This window comes from Granulicella sp. S156 (assembly GCF_009766105.1).
Classification (GTDB): domain Bacteria; phylum Acidobacteriota; class Terriglobia; order Terriglobales; family Acidobacteriaceae; genus Granulicella.
The window spans coordinates 522,230-537,570 of record NZ_LMUH01000022.1 but is presented as its reverse complement, the minus strand read 5'-3'; the positions used below and the strand labels follow the sequence as shown (position 1 = coordinate 537,570).

At 57.6% G+C, this 15,341-nt stretch carries 11 protein-coding genes; 5 read left to right on the top strand and 6 right to left on the bottom strand.

Features of this window, described 5'->3' with window-relative positions; genetic code table 11:
- The first annotated feature begins 10 nt into the window (after positions 1–10).
- Positions 11–1,189, top strand: coding sequence for an acetyl-CoA C-acetyltransferase (locus GSQ91_RS18015; protein WP_158823130.1), 1,179 nt, complete (start codon positions 11–13; stop codon positions 1,187–1,189).
- Positions 1,190–1,194: 5 nt separating this feature from the next.
- Here the strand turns inward: GSQ91_RS18015 and yidD are convergent, their stop codons facing one another.
- The 3 genes from yidD to GSQ91_RS18000 are packed head-to-tail and all read right to left on the bottom strand — an operon-like array spanning position 1,195 to position 3,446.
- Positions 1,195–1,509, bottom strand: a complete 315-nt coding sequence (gene yidD, locus GSQ91_RS18010) for a membrane protein insertion efficiency factor YidD (protein ID WP_158823129.1) — start codon at positions 1,507–1,509, stop codon at positions 1,195–1,197.
- A 52-nt stretch (positions 1,510–1,561) separates the two neighbouring features.
- Positions 1,562–3,025: an L-serine ammonia-lyase gene (locus GSQ91_RS18005; protein ID WP_158823128.1), complete on the bottom strand. Its 1,464-nt coding sequence runs from the start codon at positions 3,023–3,025 to the stop codon at positions 1,562–1,564.
- A 28-nt stretch (positions 3,026–3,053) separates the two neighbouring features.
- Positions 3,054–3,446 carry an MmcQ/YjbR family DNA-binding protein gene (locus GSQ91_RS18000; RefSeq protein ID WP_158823127.1) on the bottom strand — a complete coding sequence of 131 codons (393 nt, stop codon included), beginning with the start codon at positions 3,444–3,446 and terminating at the stop codon, positions 3,054–3,056.
- 145 nt (positions 3,447–3,591) lie between these two features.
- On the opposite strand from GSQ91_RS18000, the gene GSQ91_RS17995 reads away from it, so the two are divergent.
- Positions 3,592–5,166 carry a DUF2239 family protein gene (locus tag GSQ91_RS17995; protein ID WP_158823126.1) on the top strand — a complete coding sequence of 525 codons (1,575 nt, stop codon included), beginning with the start codon at positions 3,592–3,594 and terminating at the stop codon, positions 5,164–5,166.
- Between the two features lie 53 nt (positions 5,167–5,219).
- Here GSQ91_RS17995 and GSQ91_RS17990 read toward each other — a convergent pair whose 3' ends face one another.
- Complete coding sequence (locus tag GSQ91_RS17990) at positions 5,220–6,179, bottom strand: HEAT repeat domain-containing protein (RefSeq protein WP_158823125.1); 960 nt, start codon at positions 6,177–6,179, stop codon at positions 5,220–5,222.
- Between the two features lie 101 nt (positions 6,180–6,280).
- Between GSQ91_RS17990 and GSQ91_RS17985 the strand changes: the two genes are divergently transcribed.
- Positions 6,281–7,873 (top strand): YifB family Mg chelatase-like AAA ATPase, encoded by a 1,593-nt coding sequence (locus GSQ91_RS17985; protein ID WP_158823278.1) that lies wholly within the window; start codon positions 6,281–6,283, stop codon positions 7,871–7,873.
- 196 nt (positions 7,874–8,069) lie between these two features.
- Here the strand turns inward: GSQ91_RS17985 and GSQ91_RS17980 are convergent, their stop codons facing one another.
- The gene (locus tag GSQ91_RS17980) at positions 8,070–9,830 is read right to left on the bottom strand and encodes an FG-GAP-like repeat-containing protein (protein ID WP_158823124.1); all 1,761 of its coding nucleotides are present in this window, start codon (positions 9,828–9,830) and stop codon (positions 8,070–8,072) included.
- A 718-nt stretch (positions 9,831–10,548) separates the two neighbouring features.
- Positions 10,549–12,558 carry an enterotoxin gene (locus GSQ91_RS17975; protein WP_158823123.1) on the bottom strand — a complete coding sequence of 670 codons (2,010 nt, stop codon included), beginning with the start codon at positions 12,556–12,558 and terminating at the stop codon, positions 10,549–10,551.
- 575 nt (positions 12,559–13,133) lie between these two features.
- Between GSQ91_RS17975 and agaR the strand changes: the two genes are divergently transcribed.
- Together agaR and GSQ91_RS17965 are read left to right on the top strand one after the other, a co-directional pair.
- Positions 13,134–13,943, top strand: coding sequence for a transcriptional repressor AgaR (agaR, locus tag GSQ91_RS17970; RefSeq protein WP_254064677.1), 810 nt, complete (start codon positions 13,134–13,136; stop codon positions 13,941–13,943).
- A 335-nt stretch (positions 13,944–14,278) separates the two neighbouring features.
- Positions 14,279–15,325 (top strand): low specificity L-threonine aldolase, encoded by a 1,047-nt coding sequence (locus GSQ91_RS17965; protein WP_254064675.1) that lies wholly within the window; start codon positions 14,279–14,281, stop codon positions 15,323–15,325.
- The last annotated feature ends 16 nt before the right edge of the window (positions 15,326–15,341 follow it).

The following is a 15,341-nucleotide window of genomic DNA, read 5'->3' as shown; positions in this document are numbered from 1 at the left end:
GAGACGTGTCATGCGGGATGTTGTGATCGTAAGTGCAGTACGGACGCCAGTTGGGAAGTTCCAGGGTGGGTTGTCGGAGATGTCTGCTGTAGAGCTTGGCGCTATCGCGGTACGAGCCGCCGTGCAACGAGCCGGCATCGCAGCGGAGAGCGTCGACGAATGCCTCATGGGCTGCGTGTTGCCAGCGGGACTAGGACAGAACCCGGCACGACAGGCTGCCTTGCGTGGCGGGCTCGCGGATACCGTAAGTGCTCTGACGATCAACATGGTGTGTGGATCGGGCCTGAAGGCCGTTGCGTTGGCCGCTCACGCGATCTCTCAGGGCGATGCGGAGATCGTTGTCGCCGGTGGCATGGAATCCATGTCGAATGCACCCTATCTGTTGCCGGGTGCACGTAAGGGTTTGCGCATGGGCGACGGAGCTGTAGTGGACTCGATGATTCGCGACGGGTTATGGTGCGCGTGCGAAGACTTCCACATGGGCATGACCGGCGAACTCGTCGCTGAGAAGCATTCGATTACCCGGGAGCAGCAGGACGAATACGCCCTGGCCTCCCATCGCAAGGCGGCTGCGGCCTGGCGCGAGGGTCGCTTCGACGCAGAGGTTGTGCCTGTCGAGGTGAAGAGCAAGAAGGGCTCGGTGATGGTGACGCGCGATGAGAGTGTTCGCGAAGATGCGTCCCTGGAGGCGCTCGCTGCGCTGAAGCCGGCGTTCAAAAAGGACGGTACGGTGACAGCGGGCAACGCTCCCGGGGTAAACGATGCGGCGGCTGCGGTTGTGGTCATGTCCGCGGAGAAGGCCCGCGAGCTTGGGCTCAAACCGCTGGCGACGATCCGCGCACAGGCTACCAGTGGCGTCGCACCGAAGTGGGTGATGCTCGCTCCGGTGACCGGGATCAAGAAGGTGCTGGAGCGTGCGAAGTGGTCGATCGATCAAGTGGATCTGTTTGAGTTGAATGAAGCCTTCAGCGTGCAGGCGCTCGGTGTGACCAAGGAGTTGGGCCTGGGCCTGGAGCGAGTGAACGTAAATGGCGGTGCTGTCGCGATCGGGCACCCCATCGGAGCCAGCGGCGCACGCGTGCTCGTGACTCTGCTGCACGAGATGCAACGTCGCGATGTGAAGAAGGGTGTCGCTGCACTGTGTTTAGGTGGGGGGAACTCGGTGGCGTTGGCGGTGGAACGAGAGTAGACCAGCTATCTAGCTGGAACCGGATCATTCGTTCCCATGGGCACAGAGCCATTGCACGAGGCGATGCGCTTGATCGTGAGCCCCAACCCTTTGGCAATCCCAAAACGTTGCACGGCCTGTATCGAGTAGCGCGAGCAGGTTGGGTTATAGCGGCAGCGAATGAAGCTGGCAGTAAGGGGTTGAAGATCGCGCTGATAGAACCGCACAGCCCCGAGATAGAGCCGTGCGGTCACCTGTTTTTGCGGAGCACGGGTGGCATCGAGCGCTACAAGAAGGATCAATAGCGCGACAATACCCAGTAGAAGGCGCGATCGTTTCATCGGGAAGCACCCATCAAACCACCTCAGCCTATGTTCGTCACATAGGCCTTCGTCAACACTCGATGATATTCAGCGCGAGTCCGGCGAGGCTGGTCTCCTTGTAGCGCGACTGCATGTCCATCCCCGTGCGGTACATGGTCTCGATCACCTGATCGAGCGAGATCTTGTGGCTCCCCTGATCGTTCATCGCCAGGCGCGAGGCGTTGACAGCCTTTACCGCACCCATACCATTGCGCTCAATGCAGGGAATCTGCACCAGCCCCCCGATGGGATCGCAGGTCATGCCGAGGTTATGCTCCATCGCGATCTCGGCAGCATGCTCGATCGCACTGTTGTCGCCGCCAAGCGCAGCGACGAGGCCGCCCGCAGCCATCGAACAGGCCACGCCGACTTCACCCTGGCAGCCGACCTCTGCGCCTGAGATGCTGGCATTCTCCTTGTACAGAATGCCGATAGCCGCCGCGGTGAGGAAGTAGCGTAGCAGCCCAGCTTCTTTGTCGGCTTCAGACAGGTCATGCGAGGCATGATGCAGATAGAAGTAAGCGATAGCCGGGATGACGCCGGCAGCACCGTTCGTCGGTGCCGTCACGACACGGCCGCCAGCCGCGTTCTCTTCGTTGACCGCCATGGCAACGAGTGTGACCGAGTCCATCGGTGCAAGCGGATCACGGGTACGGCCCTCTTCGTCTAGTCGCGCAAGGCGCCGCGCAAGACCGGCAGCGCGCCTGCGGACGTTGAGGCCACCCGGCAGTGTCCCCTCGGTAGCGACTCCGCGGTCGATGCAGGCACGCATCGTCTCCCACAGGGTGAGGATGGATTGCTTCACGGCAGATTCGCCATCATGAACGGCGCCGGCATCTCTTGGCGGCGGATGCACGATGGTCTTCTCGTTGAGCAGCGCGACTTCGTTCGCAAGTACGATCTCGGCGATGGAGAGCTTCTGTTCGCTGGCGAGCTTGAGCAACTGCTCGGCGCTGGAGAACGTGTAAGGCACCTCACGCTTCCTCGCATCGCCAGGATTGGCGAACTCCTCTGCGGAGACGATGAAGCCGCCGCCAATGGAGTAATAGACCCCGCTCGCAAGCGTGTCTCCGTTGGCAGCGCGCGCCGTGAAGCGAAGGCCATTGGGATGAGTCACTGTTTCCGGATCGGGATACATCTGGTTGCGGTGGAAGAGCAGATGTTCGCTCTCCCGGAATACGATCTGGTGGCGACCGAGGAGTTGCAGTTGCTGCGAAGATCGAATCGCAGCGATGAGCGAGTCAATCTGTGCAGGATCGACTCTATCGGGAGCTTCGCCGAGCAGACCGAGGAGCACAGCGCCGTCTGTGCCATGGCCAATTCCGGTGAGCGCGAGCGAGCCGTAGAGGTCCACGGTGATAGAAGTGGTTGGCTCGAGCAGGCTGTTGCTGTCGAGAGTGTGAACGAACCGCAAGGCTGCGCGCATGGGGCCGACAGTATGCGAGCTCGAGGGCCCGATACCGATTTTAAAGAGCTCGAAGAGACTGGTGTTCATAGACATCCTGTGCAGGTTGGCACGATGCCTATTGTAGGCGGCGCGCACGAGACTTGCTCGCTGAGGCCGTGCGCTTCTTCGCCGTCTGCTTCGCGAGGGTATTGTGGAAGGCGGTCGAGAGCGCCCCTGCGAGAACCTCTTCAGGCGCATCGAGGCGGACGAGCGTCATGCCCATGCGGCCCCAGCCGCCGGGGGCAGGTGTGAAAAGATCGGGCGCATCCGCAAGAAAGCCTGCCTGCTGTTCAGGGGTGAGCTTGAGCGTTCCAAGGCCTTTGCTGCCGTAGGCGAGTGTGGCGAAGATACGGTCATGGATGCGAAAGTCCGGCGCACCCATGTGCGAGCTCTCGGCCGCCTCAGGCAGCGCCAGTGCAAGTCTGCGAAAGAGGTCAGGACTCGGAGGAGTTTCAGTGGTCTTATTCATGCCTTTCGCTTCCTTACTCTGTCCAACGACAATTCTATGCACTGCCGTTCATCGGGGGATGCGCTGTCTGTTTTATCCGGGTAATATTGTGTTGACATGTTTTACCCGGGTATAATCGAGGCCGATGTCTATCGAAAGGTCTCTCATGTCCACCCCACTCTCGCTCCAGGTCACAGCTTTTGAAGGAGATCGCTGTATTGCATCGGGCTCGCTGGCAAGCGTGGCGGAGAAGATTAAGGAAGTGATCGCCCGAGGGGAGGTAGCTCCAGTGTTGGTCTTCGACGACCAAACAGGCGCCCAGATCGACCTGAACCCCCGCACATTGGCGGAGGCAACGTCTCCAATCACTGCCGAACCCCTGGAGTCGCGCAATGCGGGGCGGCCGAGACTGGGTGTTGTAGCGCGAGAGGTAACTCTACTGCCTCGGCAGTGGGAGTGGCTGGGGCAGCAGCAGGGAGGAGCTTCTGCGACACTGCGAAAACTGGTCGACCAGGCCCGCCGTGAGAATGCGGGCGAAGAAAAAATACGAGCTGCACGTGAAGCTCTTTACCGTTTCATGACGGCCATCGCAGGGAATGCGCCTGGATACGAGGAGGCACTACGGGCGTTGTTCGCCGGCGATGTGCAACGTTTCTCCATCCCGACCTCGAATTGGGCTACCGATGTGCGCAAGCATATAGGTAAGCTCGCCCCGGCGGCCTTCGGATATGCGCCCTCACCGCTTGACGCTGTCATTCCGCTCACAAAGCGTGAAGCGGTTCTTCGCGCATTCGGCACCTCTGAGATTCAGGCGATTGAGCGGATCACGAATGGGGCGTCAGGGGCTGGCGTGTTTAAAGTCACCGCCAATCAAACCGAGTACATCTTGCGAATCGAAGGACAACCGGACGGCCTGCGCGATCCCGCACGGCAATATGCCTGCTTGAAGATTGCCGCCGACGCTGGTGTGGCGCCGCGTTTGATCTATGCCGATGTGAATGCTGGAGTGGCTGTCACAGACTTTATCGTTCCGGACCCAACTTCAGTAGAAAGATCGAAGGCCAAGTCGTTGCGAATGATCGTGAAGGCCGTCCGAGATTTGCATGATGCACCGCTGTTTCCTGGCTTGGTCGATTATTTGGAGGGTGTCGACATGCTGATCCGCAGATGCATAGAGACTGGCATCCTGGCGAAGAGAGCCATCGAGAAGCACCTGAAGTTTTATGGGGAACTGGCCGCTGCCTATCCCAGGCAGGACCTTGATCTGGTTTCCAGCCATAACGATCTCAACCCCGGTAATGTCCTGTTCCAAAAAGAGCGAGTCTGGCTGGTGGACTGGGAGTCAGCGTTTGCCGCAGACCGGTATGTGGACTTAGCGGCGATTGCCAATTTCTTTACGACGGAGGAGAGCGAGAAAGAGCTTGTCCTGCAGAACTACTTTGGCGCTGCGTTGAACGATCTTCATCGAGCCCGCTTCTTTCTAATGCAACAGGCGAACCGCATGTTTTACGCCATGGTAGTGCTGAACTTCGTAGCTGCCGCAGCGCCTGCGACAAAGCTGACAGCAGCCGATATGAAGGGCATACGGTGGAGCGAAGTTCGCGGAGAGATGGCCGGGATCAACACGAACGAAACCAAGGTGCGCTTCGCTTGTGCTCTGTTGAACGAAACCTTGCCAGCCTTTCAGAGCCCCAGGTTTAGCCATGCAATTGCGCTGGTGAAGGGCAATAACAGCCGATAGCAGAAGCTCCCCATTATGGGAAGCTTCTGGACAACATTCTTGTAGGCGTGCCCTTACTCAGTTGTCTCCGGTGCGGACGCCTTGGCCGTAGTTCTAATACTCGTGCTGTGCAGATACGCCGCCGCCGCGCTCAATCGTACAGGCGGCTTGGTGTCGTCAAAGAGGGGGACCAGCGCGATGGTGGCGGCCTTATCGTGGTAGTCGCCAAGTGCTTTGGCGGCGGCAATGCGGACAGCGGGATCCTTGTCCCCGAGGGCTTTTACGAACAGCTCGCGGTGGGACTCAGTCTTGGTTTTGGAGAGCTCTGTGATGGCGATAACATGGGCGGATTCGCCACCATTCTTACGAACGTACTCATAGGCCGTGATGCCGAAGCCGAAGGGCCCGAGCAGCATGCTGGCCCCCTGAAGCGCACCGATCTTGGCGAGGGCTGAGGGGTTGTGCAGGTCCTTGCTCATGGTGTGCATGGTCCCGTTGAGGAGGCCGGAGTTGGCCTTGCGGTCGCCGTCCACCACATCCATCAGGATGTCTTCGCCAGAGCGATCGTTCATCTTCGAAAGCGTGACGGCGGCCGCGAAGGCGACCTGAGGCTCTTTGTCGTCGAGCTTGGCGCGGAGATTGAGGATAAGCGCACGATTCTTTGTCTGGCCGGCGGCGAGAACAGCAGCCGTGCGGACATCGATGTCATCATCCTTCATCGCCTCAGCGATCAGATGCCCTGCGCGGGTGTTTGCTCCCATCGTTCCCAGGGCGGCAAGAGCCTGGGTGCGCAGGTCGGAGTGCTTTTCGTCCTTGATGCCGTTGAGGGCAGTGTCCAGCATCGTCCAGGCCGTCTCTGTGTTGCTGACGGGGGTGGTTGAGGCAGGTGCTGGAGGAGCGGAGCTAGGCTCTGTGGTGTCGGCCGGCTTCGCTGGGGTTTCTTGAGCGTAGGCCACAAACAGCGGAGAGAGTGCGAAAGCAGCCAACGCAACCGAGTAGAGGCTGGTGCGGAGGGAAGAAGGTGCAAGGTTCATATCGTTCTCCAGGACAGGGGCAAGCCAATTGTTTTCAGCTGTAAAGTGTAATGCTACACTTGCGAAACTATATCGCCTCACTGATGGCATCAGGCAGGGACATGCTCTTCAAAGCGCGCAGCGCAGCGGTTTACGGAATCGACGCGCACATTATCGATGTCGAGGTTGACTTCTCCGGAGTAAAAACCAAAGAAGACATCTTTGCCACCGTCGGTCTGCCCGACGCTGCTGTACGCGAGAGCCGCGACCGCGTCCGCTCGGCGATCAAGAATTCTGGCTTCGATCTACCGCCGACGCGTATCACCATCAACCTCGCCCCTGCCGATCTTAAGAAAGAGGGCTCCGGCTTCGATCTGCCGATTGCCGTTGGCATCCTCGGTGCCTACGGCGGCTTGGCGATCAGGGACATCAGCGATTTCGTGCTGGTGGGGGAGCTTGGCCTCGATGGCACTCTGCGAGCGGTGCAGGGAATGCTGCCAATTGCCGTCGCCGCCCGCGCCGCCGGAATTCGCAACCTGATCATTCCTGCAGCCAACGCGCGCGAGGCCGCCGTAGTGCAGGGTGTCAACGTCTATCCGGTCAACAGCCTGCTTGAAGTGCGCGAGCTGCTGAACTCGGCTGCAATGGGAGGCATCACGGCGCCGCCTCTGGTCGTCGACACCAAGGCACTGTTGGGCGATGTACAGGAGTACCACGCTGACTTTCGTGATGTGCGCGGCCAGCATGTGGCCAAGCGAGCCCTGGAAGTAGCCGCAGCCGGGGGCCATAACATTCTGATGATCGGCCCTCCAGGCAGCGGAAAGACGATGCTGGCCAAGCGCCTGCCGTCGATCCTCGCGCCGCTGCGCTTTGAAGAAGCACTAGAGACCACCAAGATTCACTCCGTCGCAGGTGTGCTGAACAAGGATGAAGGGCTTGTTACGCAGCGTCCCTTTCGTGCGCCGCACCACACCGTTTCGGACGCCGGGTTGATCGGCGGCGGCGTGATCCCGCGGCCGGGTGAGGTCTCACTGGCGCATAACGGCCTTCTCTTTCTGGACGAGCTGCCGGAGTTTCCACGCAACGTGCTGGAAGTCTTGCGTCAGCCGCTCGAGGATGGCACTGTGACGATCGCGCGTGCGGCCATGAGTCTGAGCTTTCCAGCGCGCTTCATGCTCGCCGCCGCAATGAACCCCTGCCCTTGTGGTTTTCGAAATGACAAGACGCACGACTGCAGATGCACGGAACCGATGATTCAGCGCTACGTCGCCAAGGTGAGCGGGCCACTGCTGGATCGCATCGACATCCATATCGAGGTACCGGCGGTGCAGTATAAGGAGCTCCGGAGCGGCTCGGCAGCGGAGGGCTCGGCAGAGATTCGCGCCCGTGTACTCGCAGCTCGGGAGCGGCAACATGCTCGCTTTCTGGAGAGTGGAGCCCGTACCAAAGGCTCTTCGAAATCGGCAAGCCGGGCCGTATTCTCCAACGCCCAGATGTCGACCCAGCAGATTCGCGTGCACTGCGAATTAGCAAGCGACGCTGAGCGGCTGTTGGAGCGCGCCATGCAGCAGCAAGGCCTCAGCGCTCGCGCCCACGACCGCATCCTAAAGGTCTCGCGAACCATCGCGGACCTGGATTCAGCGAACGAGATCGCCGTCAAGCACATCGCCGAGGCGATCCAATACCGGACCTTGGATCGCAGTTACTGGGCCTAGGGTATTTTCACGAATGGGGTGTAGGGCTTTTTTCTACCTTTCCCCTACTCTGTCATCTCGACCCTGAGCGTAGTCGAAGGGCTAGCGTCCTTTGCCGCCGTAGCGGAGAGACCCGCAGTTTGCTTATACAGGCACTACCGCCCGCACAGACAACCTGCCCCGGTCTCTCCGCTCCGCATAACGATCCTCCATGGTTCTAAGGCTTGTCGGGAAACGGAGGGTAGAGTGTGATGGTGCTTGAGACGCTGGGGTCATTGTTGTCATCCCCGGCATAGCTTGCTCCGAATTGGCTCCCTGCAGCTACGGGCACCACGGGCGTCCCTAATGTGGCTATTGATTCAGACATCTGCTTCAGCGACACCTCCACGCCTTCGCCGCCTGCAGTCACCAGGTCCGACAGACCATCTCCGTTGAAGTCTCCTACAGTAGGCGGCAGCAAATAATAACTGATAAAGGAGTAGGTCGGTAAAGGTCGAAAGATGATTCCGTCGCCTTTTCCTAGCAGCACCATCATCTTGTTGTCCTGGTTGGATGTAACCACCAGATCCGGAATGCCATCGTTGTTGAAATCTCCAACCGCCATAGAATCAAAACCTGACGGAAAGTAGAGTGGATTGTTATTCTCAGAGCGCGTGAAGGTCCCATCTCCATGTCCAAAATAAATGTCTATCTCTGAATTGACGTTCCGGCTGCCATCCAAACCGCCGGGGTCAAGGACAAGGGCGTCCAGGTTGCCGTCATCGTTAAGATCGGCCAAGGCGACGGTGGGGGTGACGGCCTCATTGAATCCTGCGCAACAGTAATCGAAGACTCCACTAAAAGGCGCGTTGCCCCACTGGAGTCCGCCATCTGCCGTACCAAGCCCCTCAAACGACGTCGACAGCAGATCTGCCCTGCCGTCGTTGTTAATGTCTCCCACTACAAAGGTGGAAGGATAGAGGCCATCAGCCTTATAGGATGGGAGATCAGAGATCGTGAAGGTCCCATCCCCAACTCCTAAGGCTAGTTTCAAGTAGCTGGATACGCCTGATCCTGGTTGACCAACCAAAGCCAGGTCGAGTATGCCGTCGCCGTTAAAGTCCCCTGCGCGAATAGATTCTATCTGTGAGTTTTGGAGGCCGGCATTGACAGGTGCCATTGGTTGGAATGTGCCGTCTCCTTGGCCCAACAGAACGGCAAAGGTATCATCGATGGCGCTGGATATAGCAATATCCTGGTTGCCTTTTCCAAGAAAGTCTGCCACTACAAAGTCGCTGGGAGCAAAAGGGGTTGCCAGAAGACGTGGGGCTCCGAACGTCCCGTCTCCGTTGCCCAGCAGGACTACTAATTGATTGTTAGAAGGATTGTAGTAAGGATCGCAGAACCCTTGTATAAGAACGACGAGATCTAACTTGTGGTCGCCATTAACGTCTGCGGCATGAATGGGGCCAATACACGCTGTTGTAGTAGGAAAAAAGGGAGATAGGTTGGAGGAAACTCCTGCGAAGATAGGCTCCTGTATGCCGACACCAAGAGTTGCCGTTCCCAGAACAGAGGACCCTTGACTCTTGTCCAGAAAGGATACTGTACCCGTCGGTGCGCTTTCACCTGCACTCGATACGATCGCCCTTAGCGTAGGGGCATCCTGACTGCCGGTGGGCGCAATCAAAGTGGTGGTTGGATAGTTTCCTGTGACTGTCAGTGTGGAGACGATTGATGAGCTGCTCTGGTTGTAACTTGTTTCGACAAAGTTCGCCCTGTAACCATGGATCCCGACCGCGGGGATCATCTTCAGCGTCGCTGTATAGTCATCCGCGCTGCCGTTATCCTTCAGCTGTACAGTTGCGATGATATTGACGTCACTGCAATGTAACGCCGCTGCGTTGCAGAAGTTCACAAACCCAGACTTCACAGGTCCTCGGCTAGAGGTGACTTTCGCGGTAAGCGTTACCGTCTTTCCTGCAGCAATCGTCGTCACGGGAGCATTGTCTTCACCTGATGTGACATACAACCTGGTGATGGTGGTTGCAGCGTTAGAAGCAAACGCTTGCCCCCCTGTGAATAGCAGGACGCAGAGAAGACTAGATACACCAAAACCCAGTCTTCTAATAAGGGAAATCATCGTTGGATGAAGCTCGGAACTTAGCATATAAGGCCCCTTTTAGTTACTCAGCAATCTGGAATGTTAGTAGGCTGGCATAGAAATATGACAGCGCAGAAGATATGCGGAGACTAGCAGTGGGGCCACAATAAGCAACGTTAAAAGTGCGGACTATACTGTAATTTAACGTAGATACTGAAGAACCAGGTACATAAATACTGGGTAGTTCATCTCAGTATGATTCTCTTCTCTACAATGAATTACATTCCGATAACAGCGAGTCTCAACGATACAGTTGCATGAAAAACCCATGCTTCAAGAGTTCAGAATCGACCGTTGTGCGGTTATGAGATGTCCGCTGTAGGTGAGGCTCGTTCTGTCGCCAACAACAGCCAGATGAATCCCCGCTAAGCACATCGCCGAGGCGATCAATATCGGACACTGGATCGCAGCTACTGGACTTAGCGCAAGCATTTTCCCAAACACAAATCCCGTCGCGTTCCGTTGCGAACCGCTGCGCCCGTTGCGTCAAGGCTTTTGCAGCGCCCGCAGTGGAACGATGACGGGATTTGATGACGTGCTCCTCAGCCACTACCTACTGCGGTGTGAGATTCAGGGTCAGCACCTGGAACGGCGCAAGCTGAAACTCATGTGCCGTTCCTGCTTGTAGCGCCAGTGCAGGCTTCGCAACATCATCCTTCCACGGGCTATGAGCGGTGAAGTGCTTCGTAGCACCTTCAGGCAGCTCGAAGACGGTCTGCGGATCGAGTCGAATACTCTGCGGCTTGTCGCTCGGATTACGCAATACCAGAATCGCTTTCTTAGGAGACCACGACGCCCACCCATAGACCTGCTGCCACGCCGGATCGCCACCGACCCAATGCGTGTCTACCAGGACATCGGCATTCGCTCGCGACCACTTTGCAGCCTCAGCAAGATCGTCCCAATTCTGCGAACTCAACAACGATGGGGTAATGTACATCTCCTGCAACTGCGTACCGGTGCCGAAGTACGACCGAATCTCATTGCGGAAGTCGTTGGATGGATCTTCCTTCAGCTGTCTGTGCCGCTCGGCATAGATCATTCCGTGCAGCATCAGCGAGTTCAGCGGATAGAGCGGGCCAGCCTTGACGATATGCTGATATGTATCGGCATCGCGATAGGTGATCCACCGTTCGCGGTAAGGGCCAACGCCGGCAACGTCGTCGTCCTCTCCTCCCCTCCAGATGGAGTCGGCATACCGCAGCCAGAACGGCGAAGGATACGTTCCCGTCGTCAGGTTGATGTAGATATCCGGCTTCTCCTGCCGCAGCTCTCCGATCAAATGGATGGCCGCGGAGAAATCGCTGTCGAACGCACTTCCCTTAAAAACCGTATCGGCGTTTCCAGTTCCGTCGAACTTGAACTGATTGATCCCATACTTGCGGATCATCTCCAGGCATACATCGCGAAACCGGTCGTAATACTTCGGCCCTGACAGTGCAAAGCCATCTGCAACGGTCTCGTATCCCTGTTGCTTCCCATATTCGATGCGCTCTTTCTTAGGCCCGGCATATCCGCCCCAAGGCGACATCCATACGCCTGGCTCCGTCCCATACTTCTCCGCATCCTTGCGCACATTGTTGAAGCCCTCAGGGAAGCCTGTATTGAATCCCCAGAGAGTATGGTGATCGTCCCATCCATCATCGAACAGGAACGAGTCCAGAACGACGCCTCGCTTCTCGTGCAACTCGCGTCCGAAGAAGTTGATGCGGTCACGTGCACCGGCTTCGTCATATGGGTTGAAGCGGCCAAGGTCATACCAGGAGTTGTAATGCAGAAAGGTGCGGTAAGGATGCGCGCGTTCGCGTTCCACATACGCCAGAAAGTCGCGCCGCATCTGCCCCTTCTGCGTTACGCCGATCACAGAGGAATAGGTGACAGACTGCCCCGCCTTCAGCGGCAGCGACCGATCGATGTAGGCCACCGTACGGTCCTGGCTCACGTCGCTCTCTGAGAGAGGATGTTCAAAGCCAAGGAAGAAGTTGTTCCATAGGATCGGCGATCCCATCACCGTGCCTGATATCTGCGCTCCAGGCAGACTCGCATCGATCAGCTGAACACGCGTGATCGCAACATTGCTGCTGCCCGCCGTCAACGTCAGTACCTGACGGACGTATCGCGAGCCATCGAGTAGGATGACGGACCACGTGCCGCTCAGAGCACCGTCGGCGCTGACCACGTGCGTATCGAACTCGACGCCCGGCACATGCTCCGCGTACCGTGACGCCGAGCCGTTGACGCTTAGCTCTTTGCGCTCCGGTGTGGTGTCGACCCGAAGATCGCTGGCGTTGAAGATGTTGCCGTCCTTAAGCAGCACGGAGAAGGGTTGCGGGATGTGCACTGCCTGGTTCGTCAGTTTGTCACTGACATTGAACTCGGCAAGATGCCCCGCGCTTACCTTCCAGTTTGCGGAAAGCACACGATTGCGAAGGCTGTACTCTCCGCTCTTCGACGATGCGATAGCTGTACCGGCATCCTGCGCGTTCGCCGTCGCCAAGCCCATCGTCATTCCCAGCAATGCAATAGTGGCCCGCCTGCCCTTACCGATCTGTCTATTTCTCATCTCTCTCCGAGCCTTCCCGCGAATGAACGGCTACCCAGCCTTACATATCCTCAGACCGTCTGATCCGCGCACAATACTATCGTTAAATAACAACTATACGTAATGTAACGCAGTAAATCGAAACATAATCAGAAAATTAGATTTAGGCTTTGATTTCGTGACTTTTCAGGTCGCCTTCTGGTGGGACAACTACATCAACACAACATGGAGCGCAAAGGATGGAGCAAAATGAAGCGCCGAGAATGGATCGTGGAGGCTCAATACAAATGGAGCGGAAATGCCCAAGCGGCCACGGGTGCCCCAACGGGACGGTATATACCAGCCCAGGGTGGTAACGCAAAGCGCGCCACAAATGTTTGTGAGAGCAACCATGCGTGAGCGCAACTACAGCGCGAAGCGCGTTCCCTGACGCTTCAGCGTCAGGGAGACGGAGGGAGCCGTAGCCTTTAGGCTACGGAATAAGGGCCACGCAAGAATCGGGCTTCAGCCCTGGGCCGTTTGCCGATGCGGGCAAGAAGCCCAAGGCGCAAACTCCGCTTTTAGACCATCGATTCAAGTATGATGAACCGGAAACGATGCCGACCAAAGCGCAGGAAAAAGAAAAACAAGTAAGTCCAATGTTGATCGAAGAGCGGCGTCAGCATGTCCTTGCGACGATCCAGCGAGAAGGGCGCGCGCTGGTCTCCGAGCTCTCCGATTCTTTGCAGATCTCACGCATCACCATACGGAAAGATCTCGACCACCTCGAAGCGCGCGGGCTCATTCAGCGAACTCATGGCGGCGCACTCATCTCTCAGAGCGGCACCTCGCAGGACCGTTCTATCCAGGAGAAGCAGCAGGTCCACCTCGCCGAGAAGCAACGAATCGCTGTGGCAGCCGCCAAATTGGTGCAGGATGGTCAGTGCGTCCTCCTGGATTCAGGAACGACAACCACCGCTGTCGCACGCGCTCTGCGTGACTTGAAGGGGCTGACCGTCATCACCAACGCCCTGAACATCGCCTCCGAACTCTCCGGGACTGATTTTGATGTCATCCTTATCGGTGGCACCCTGCGCAAGAACTCAGCGTCCCTCGTGGGACCATTGGCCGAAGATACACTGCGCGAGATGCACGCCGACATTCTTTTCCTGGGCGTCGACGGCTTCGATTCGACGGTTGGCATCACGACCCCCAACCTCCTCGAAGCGCGGGTAAACCGCGCCATGATGCAAGCCAGCCGCAAGATCGTTGCAGTATGCGACTCCAGCAAGTTCAGCCATCGCAGCCTGGCTCACATCGCTCCACCTACGGCCATCCATACCGTCATTACCGATACGAATATCGAGACCGCAGACGCCGAAGCTCTCCGGGCACTCGGCATTGAACTCATCCTCGTGGAAGGCTGAGAGCATTTCTTGCTTTTCTTTCTGTCATTCCCGTAGGGAATCTGCTTCTGAGGCAGCTACGAACTAGAGCCTGTCATTAAACTGCTCTTGAAGTCAGCTCGAACTGTGCAAACAGTTCGTTGAGGCACGGATCGGAAGGGCAGGGTTTCAACCCTGCCGCAAAAAGCCAGGCTAAAAGCCCACACCCTGCTGCAGCAGGCCGGAGTGAAGGCGCAGCGGCAGCGACTGAATTGCCTTCTTTTGTCCCAGCGAAACAAGCCGCCCCAGCCATGGGATACATTCTTGCTATTCTTGATAAAGGTAATAAAAAGAAACACGAAGTTGTAGCGGTGGGGATGATGAAGACAATGATCGAGCAGATAGAACAGCAGTTTGCCAGCGATAACTACTCCGGAATCTGCCCGGAGGCTATGGCGGCGATGCAGGAGGCCAATCGCGGCTCTGCCCAGTCCTATGGAGACGATCCCTGGACGGCCCGGGCGACCGAGCTATTCCGCGAAATCTTCGAGACAGACTGCGAAGTCTTCTTCGCCTTCAACGGCACGGCAGCTAACTCCCTTGCCCTGAGCTCGCTCTGCCAGTCGTACCACAGCGTTGTCTGCGCGGTGAGCTCCCACGTGGAGACCGATGAGTGCGGAGCGCCCGAGTTCTTCTCCAATGGTTCGAAGCTCCTGACCCTTCCTAGCGAAGACGGCAAGATAGAGCCTGCCGCTCTTCTTGAGCTTGCCCATCGGCGCAGCGACATTCACTTTCCCAAGCCAAAGGTCGTCACTCTTTCTCAGAGCACCGAAACCGGCCGCGTCTACACGGTCGCGGAGCTGCAGGCGCTGTCCAATGCGGCCCGTGACCTGAAGATGAACTTTCACATGGACGGCGCGAGATTTGCCAATGCCTGTGCCGGCTTGAACTGCTCCCCAGCCGAGATCACATGGAAGGCCGGAGTGGACGTGCTCTGTTTTGGCGGCACCAAGAACGGCATGGCCATGGGCGAGGCGATCGTCTTCTTCGATAAGAAGCTTGCGACCGACTTCGACTATCGCTGCAAGCAGGCCGGACAGCTCGCCTCGAAGATGCGTTTCCTCGCCGCGCCCTGGATCGCCATGTTCGAAAGCGGCGCCTGGCTGCAGAATGCCGCCCATGCCAATGCTTGCGCTCAGCGGCTTGTCCAGCGAATCCAGCACAAAGAGGGGATTCATATCCTCTTCCCAGTGGAATCGAACGCCGTCTTTGTCCAGGCCCCGCCCAGCAGTCTCGAGGCACTACGCGCTCTCGGCTGGCAGTTCTACACCTTTATAGGGAGCGGAGCCCGTTTCATGTTCTCCTGGGATTCCTCCCTGGAGCGTGTCGATCAACTCGCGGAAGACATTCTGCGGGTCACGTAGAACTATGCCTTGGAAA

Coding starts and splice junctions, on each gene's coding strand:
- GSQ91_RS17990 (WP_158823125.1), bottom strand. CDS start 6,179: ATGAACCTTGCACCTTCTTCCCTCCGCACCAGCCTCTACTCGGTTGCG.
- GSQ91_RS17995 (WP_158823126.1), top strand. CDS start 3,592: ATGTCCACCCCACTCTCGCTCCAGGTCACAGCTTTTGAAGGAGATCGC.
- GSQ91_RS18000 (WP_158823127.1), bottom strand. CDS start 3,446: ATGAATAAGACCACTGAAACTCCTCCGAGTCCTGACCTCTTTCGCAGA.
- GSQ91_RS17975 (WP_158823123.1), bottom strand. CDS start 12,558: ATGAGAAATAGACAGATCGGTAAGGGCAGGCGGGCCACTATTGCATTG.
- yidD (WP_158823129.1), bottom strand. CDS start 1,509: ATGAAACGATCGCGCCTTCTACTGGGTATTGTCGCGCTATTGATCCTT.
- agaR (WP_254064677.1), top strand. CDS start 13,134: ATGCCGACCAAAGCGCAGGAAAAAGAAAAACAAGTAAGTCCAATGTTG.
- GSQ91_RS17965 (WP_254064675.1), top strand. CDS start 14,279: ATGATGAAGACAATGATCGAGCAGATAGAACAGCAGTTTGCCAGCGAT.
- GSQ91_RS17985 (WP_158823278.1), top strand. CDS start 6,281: ATGCTCTTCAAAGCGCGCAGCGCAGCGGTTTACGGAATCGACGCGCAC.
- GSQ91_RS18005 (WP_158823128.1), bottom strand. CDS start 3,025: ATGAACACCAGTCTCTTCGAGCTCTTTAAAATCGGTATCGGGCCCTCG.
- GSQ91_RS18015 (WP_158823130.1), top strand. CDS start 11: ATGCGGGATGTTGTGATCGTAAGTGCAGTACGGACGCCAGTTGGGAAG.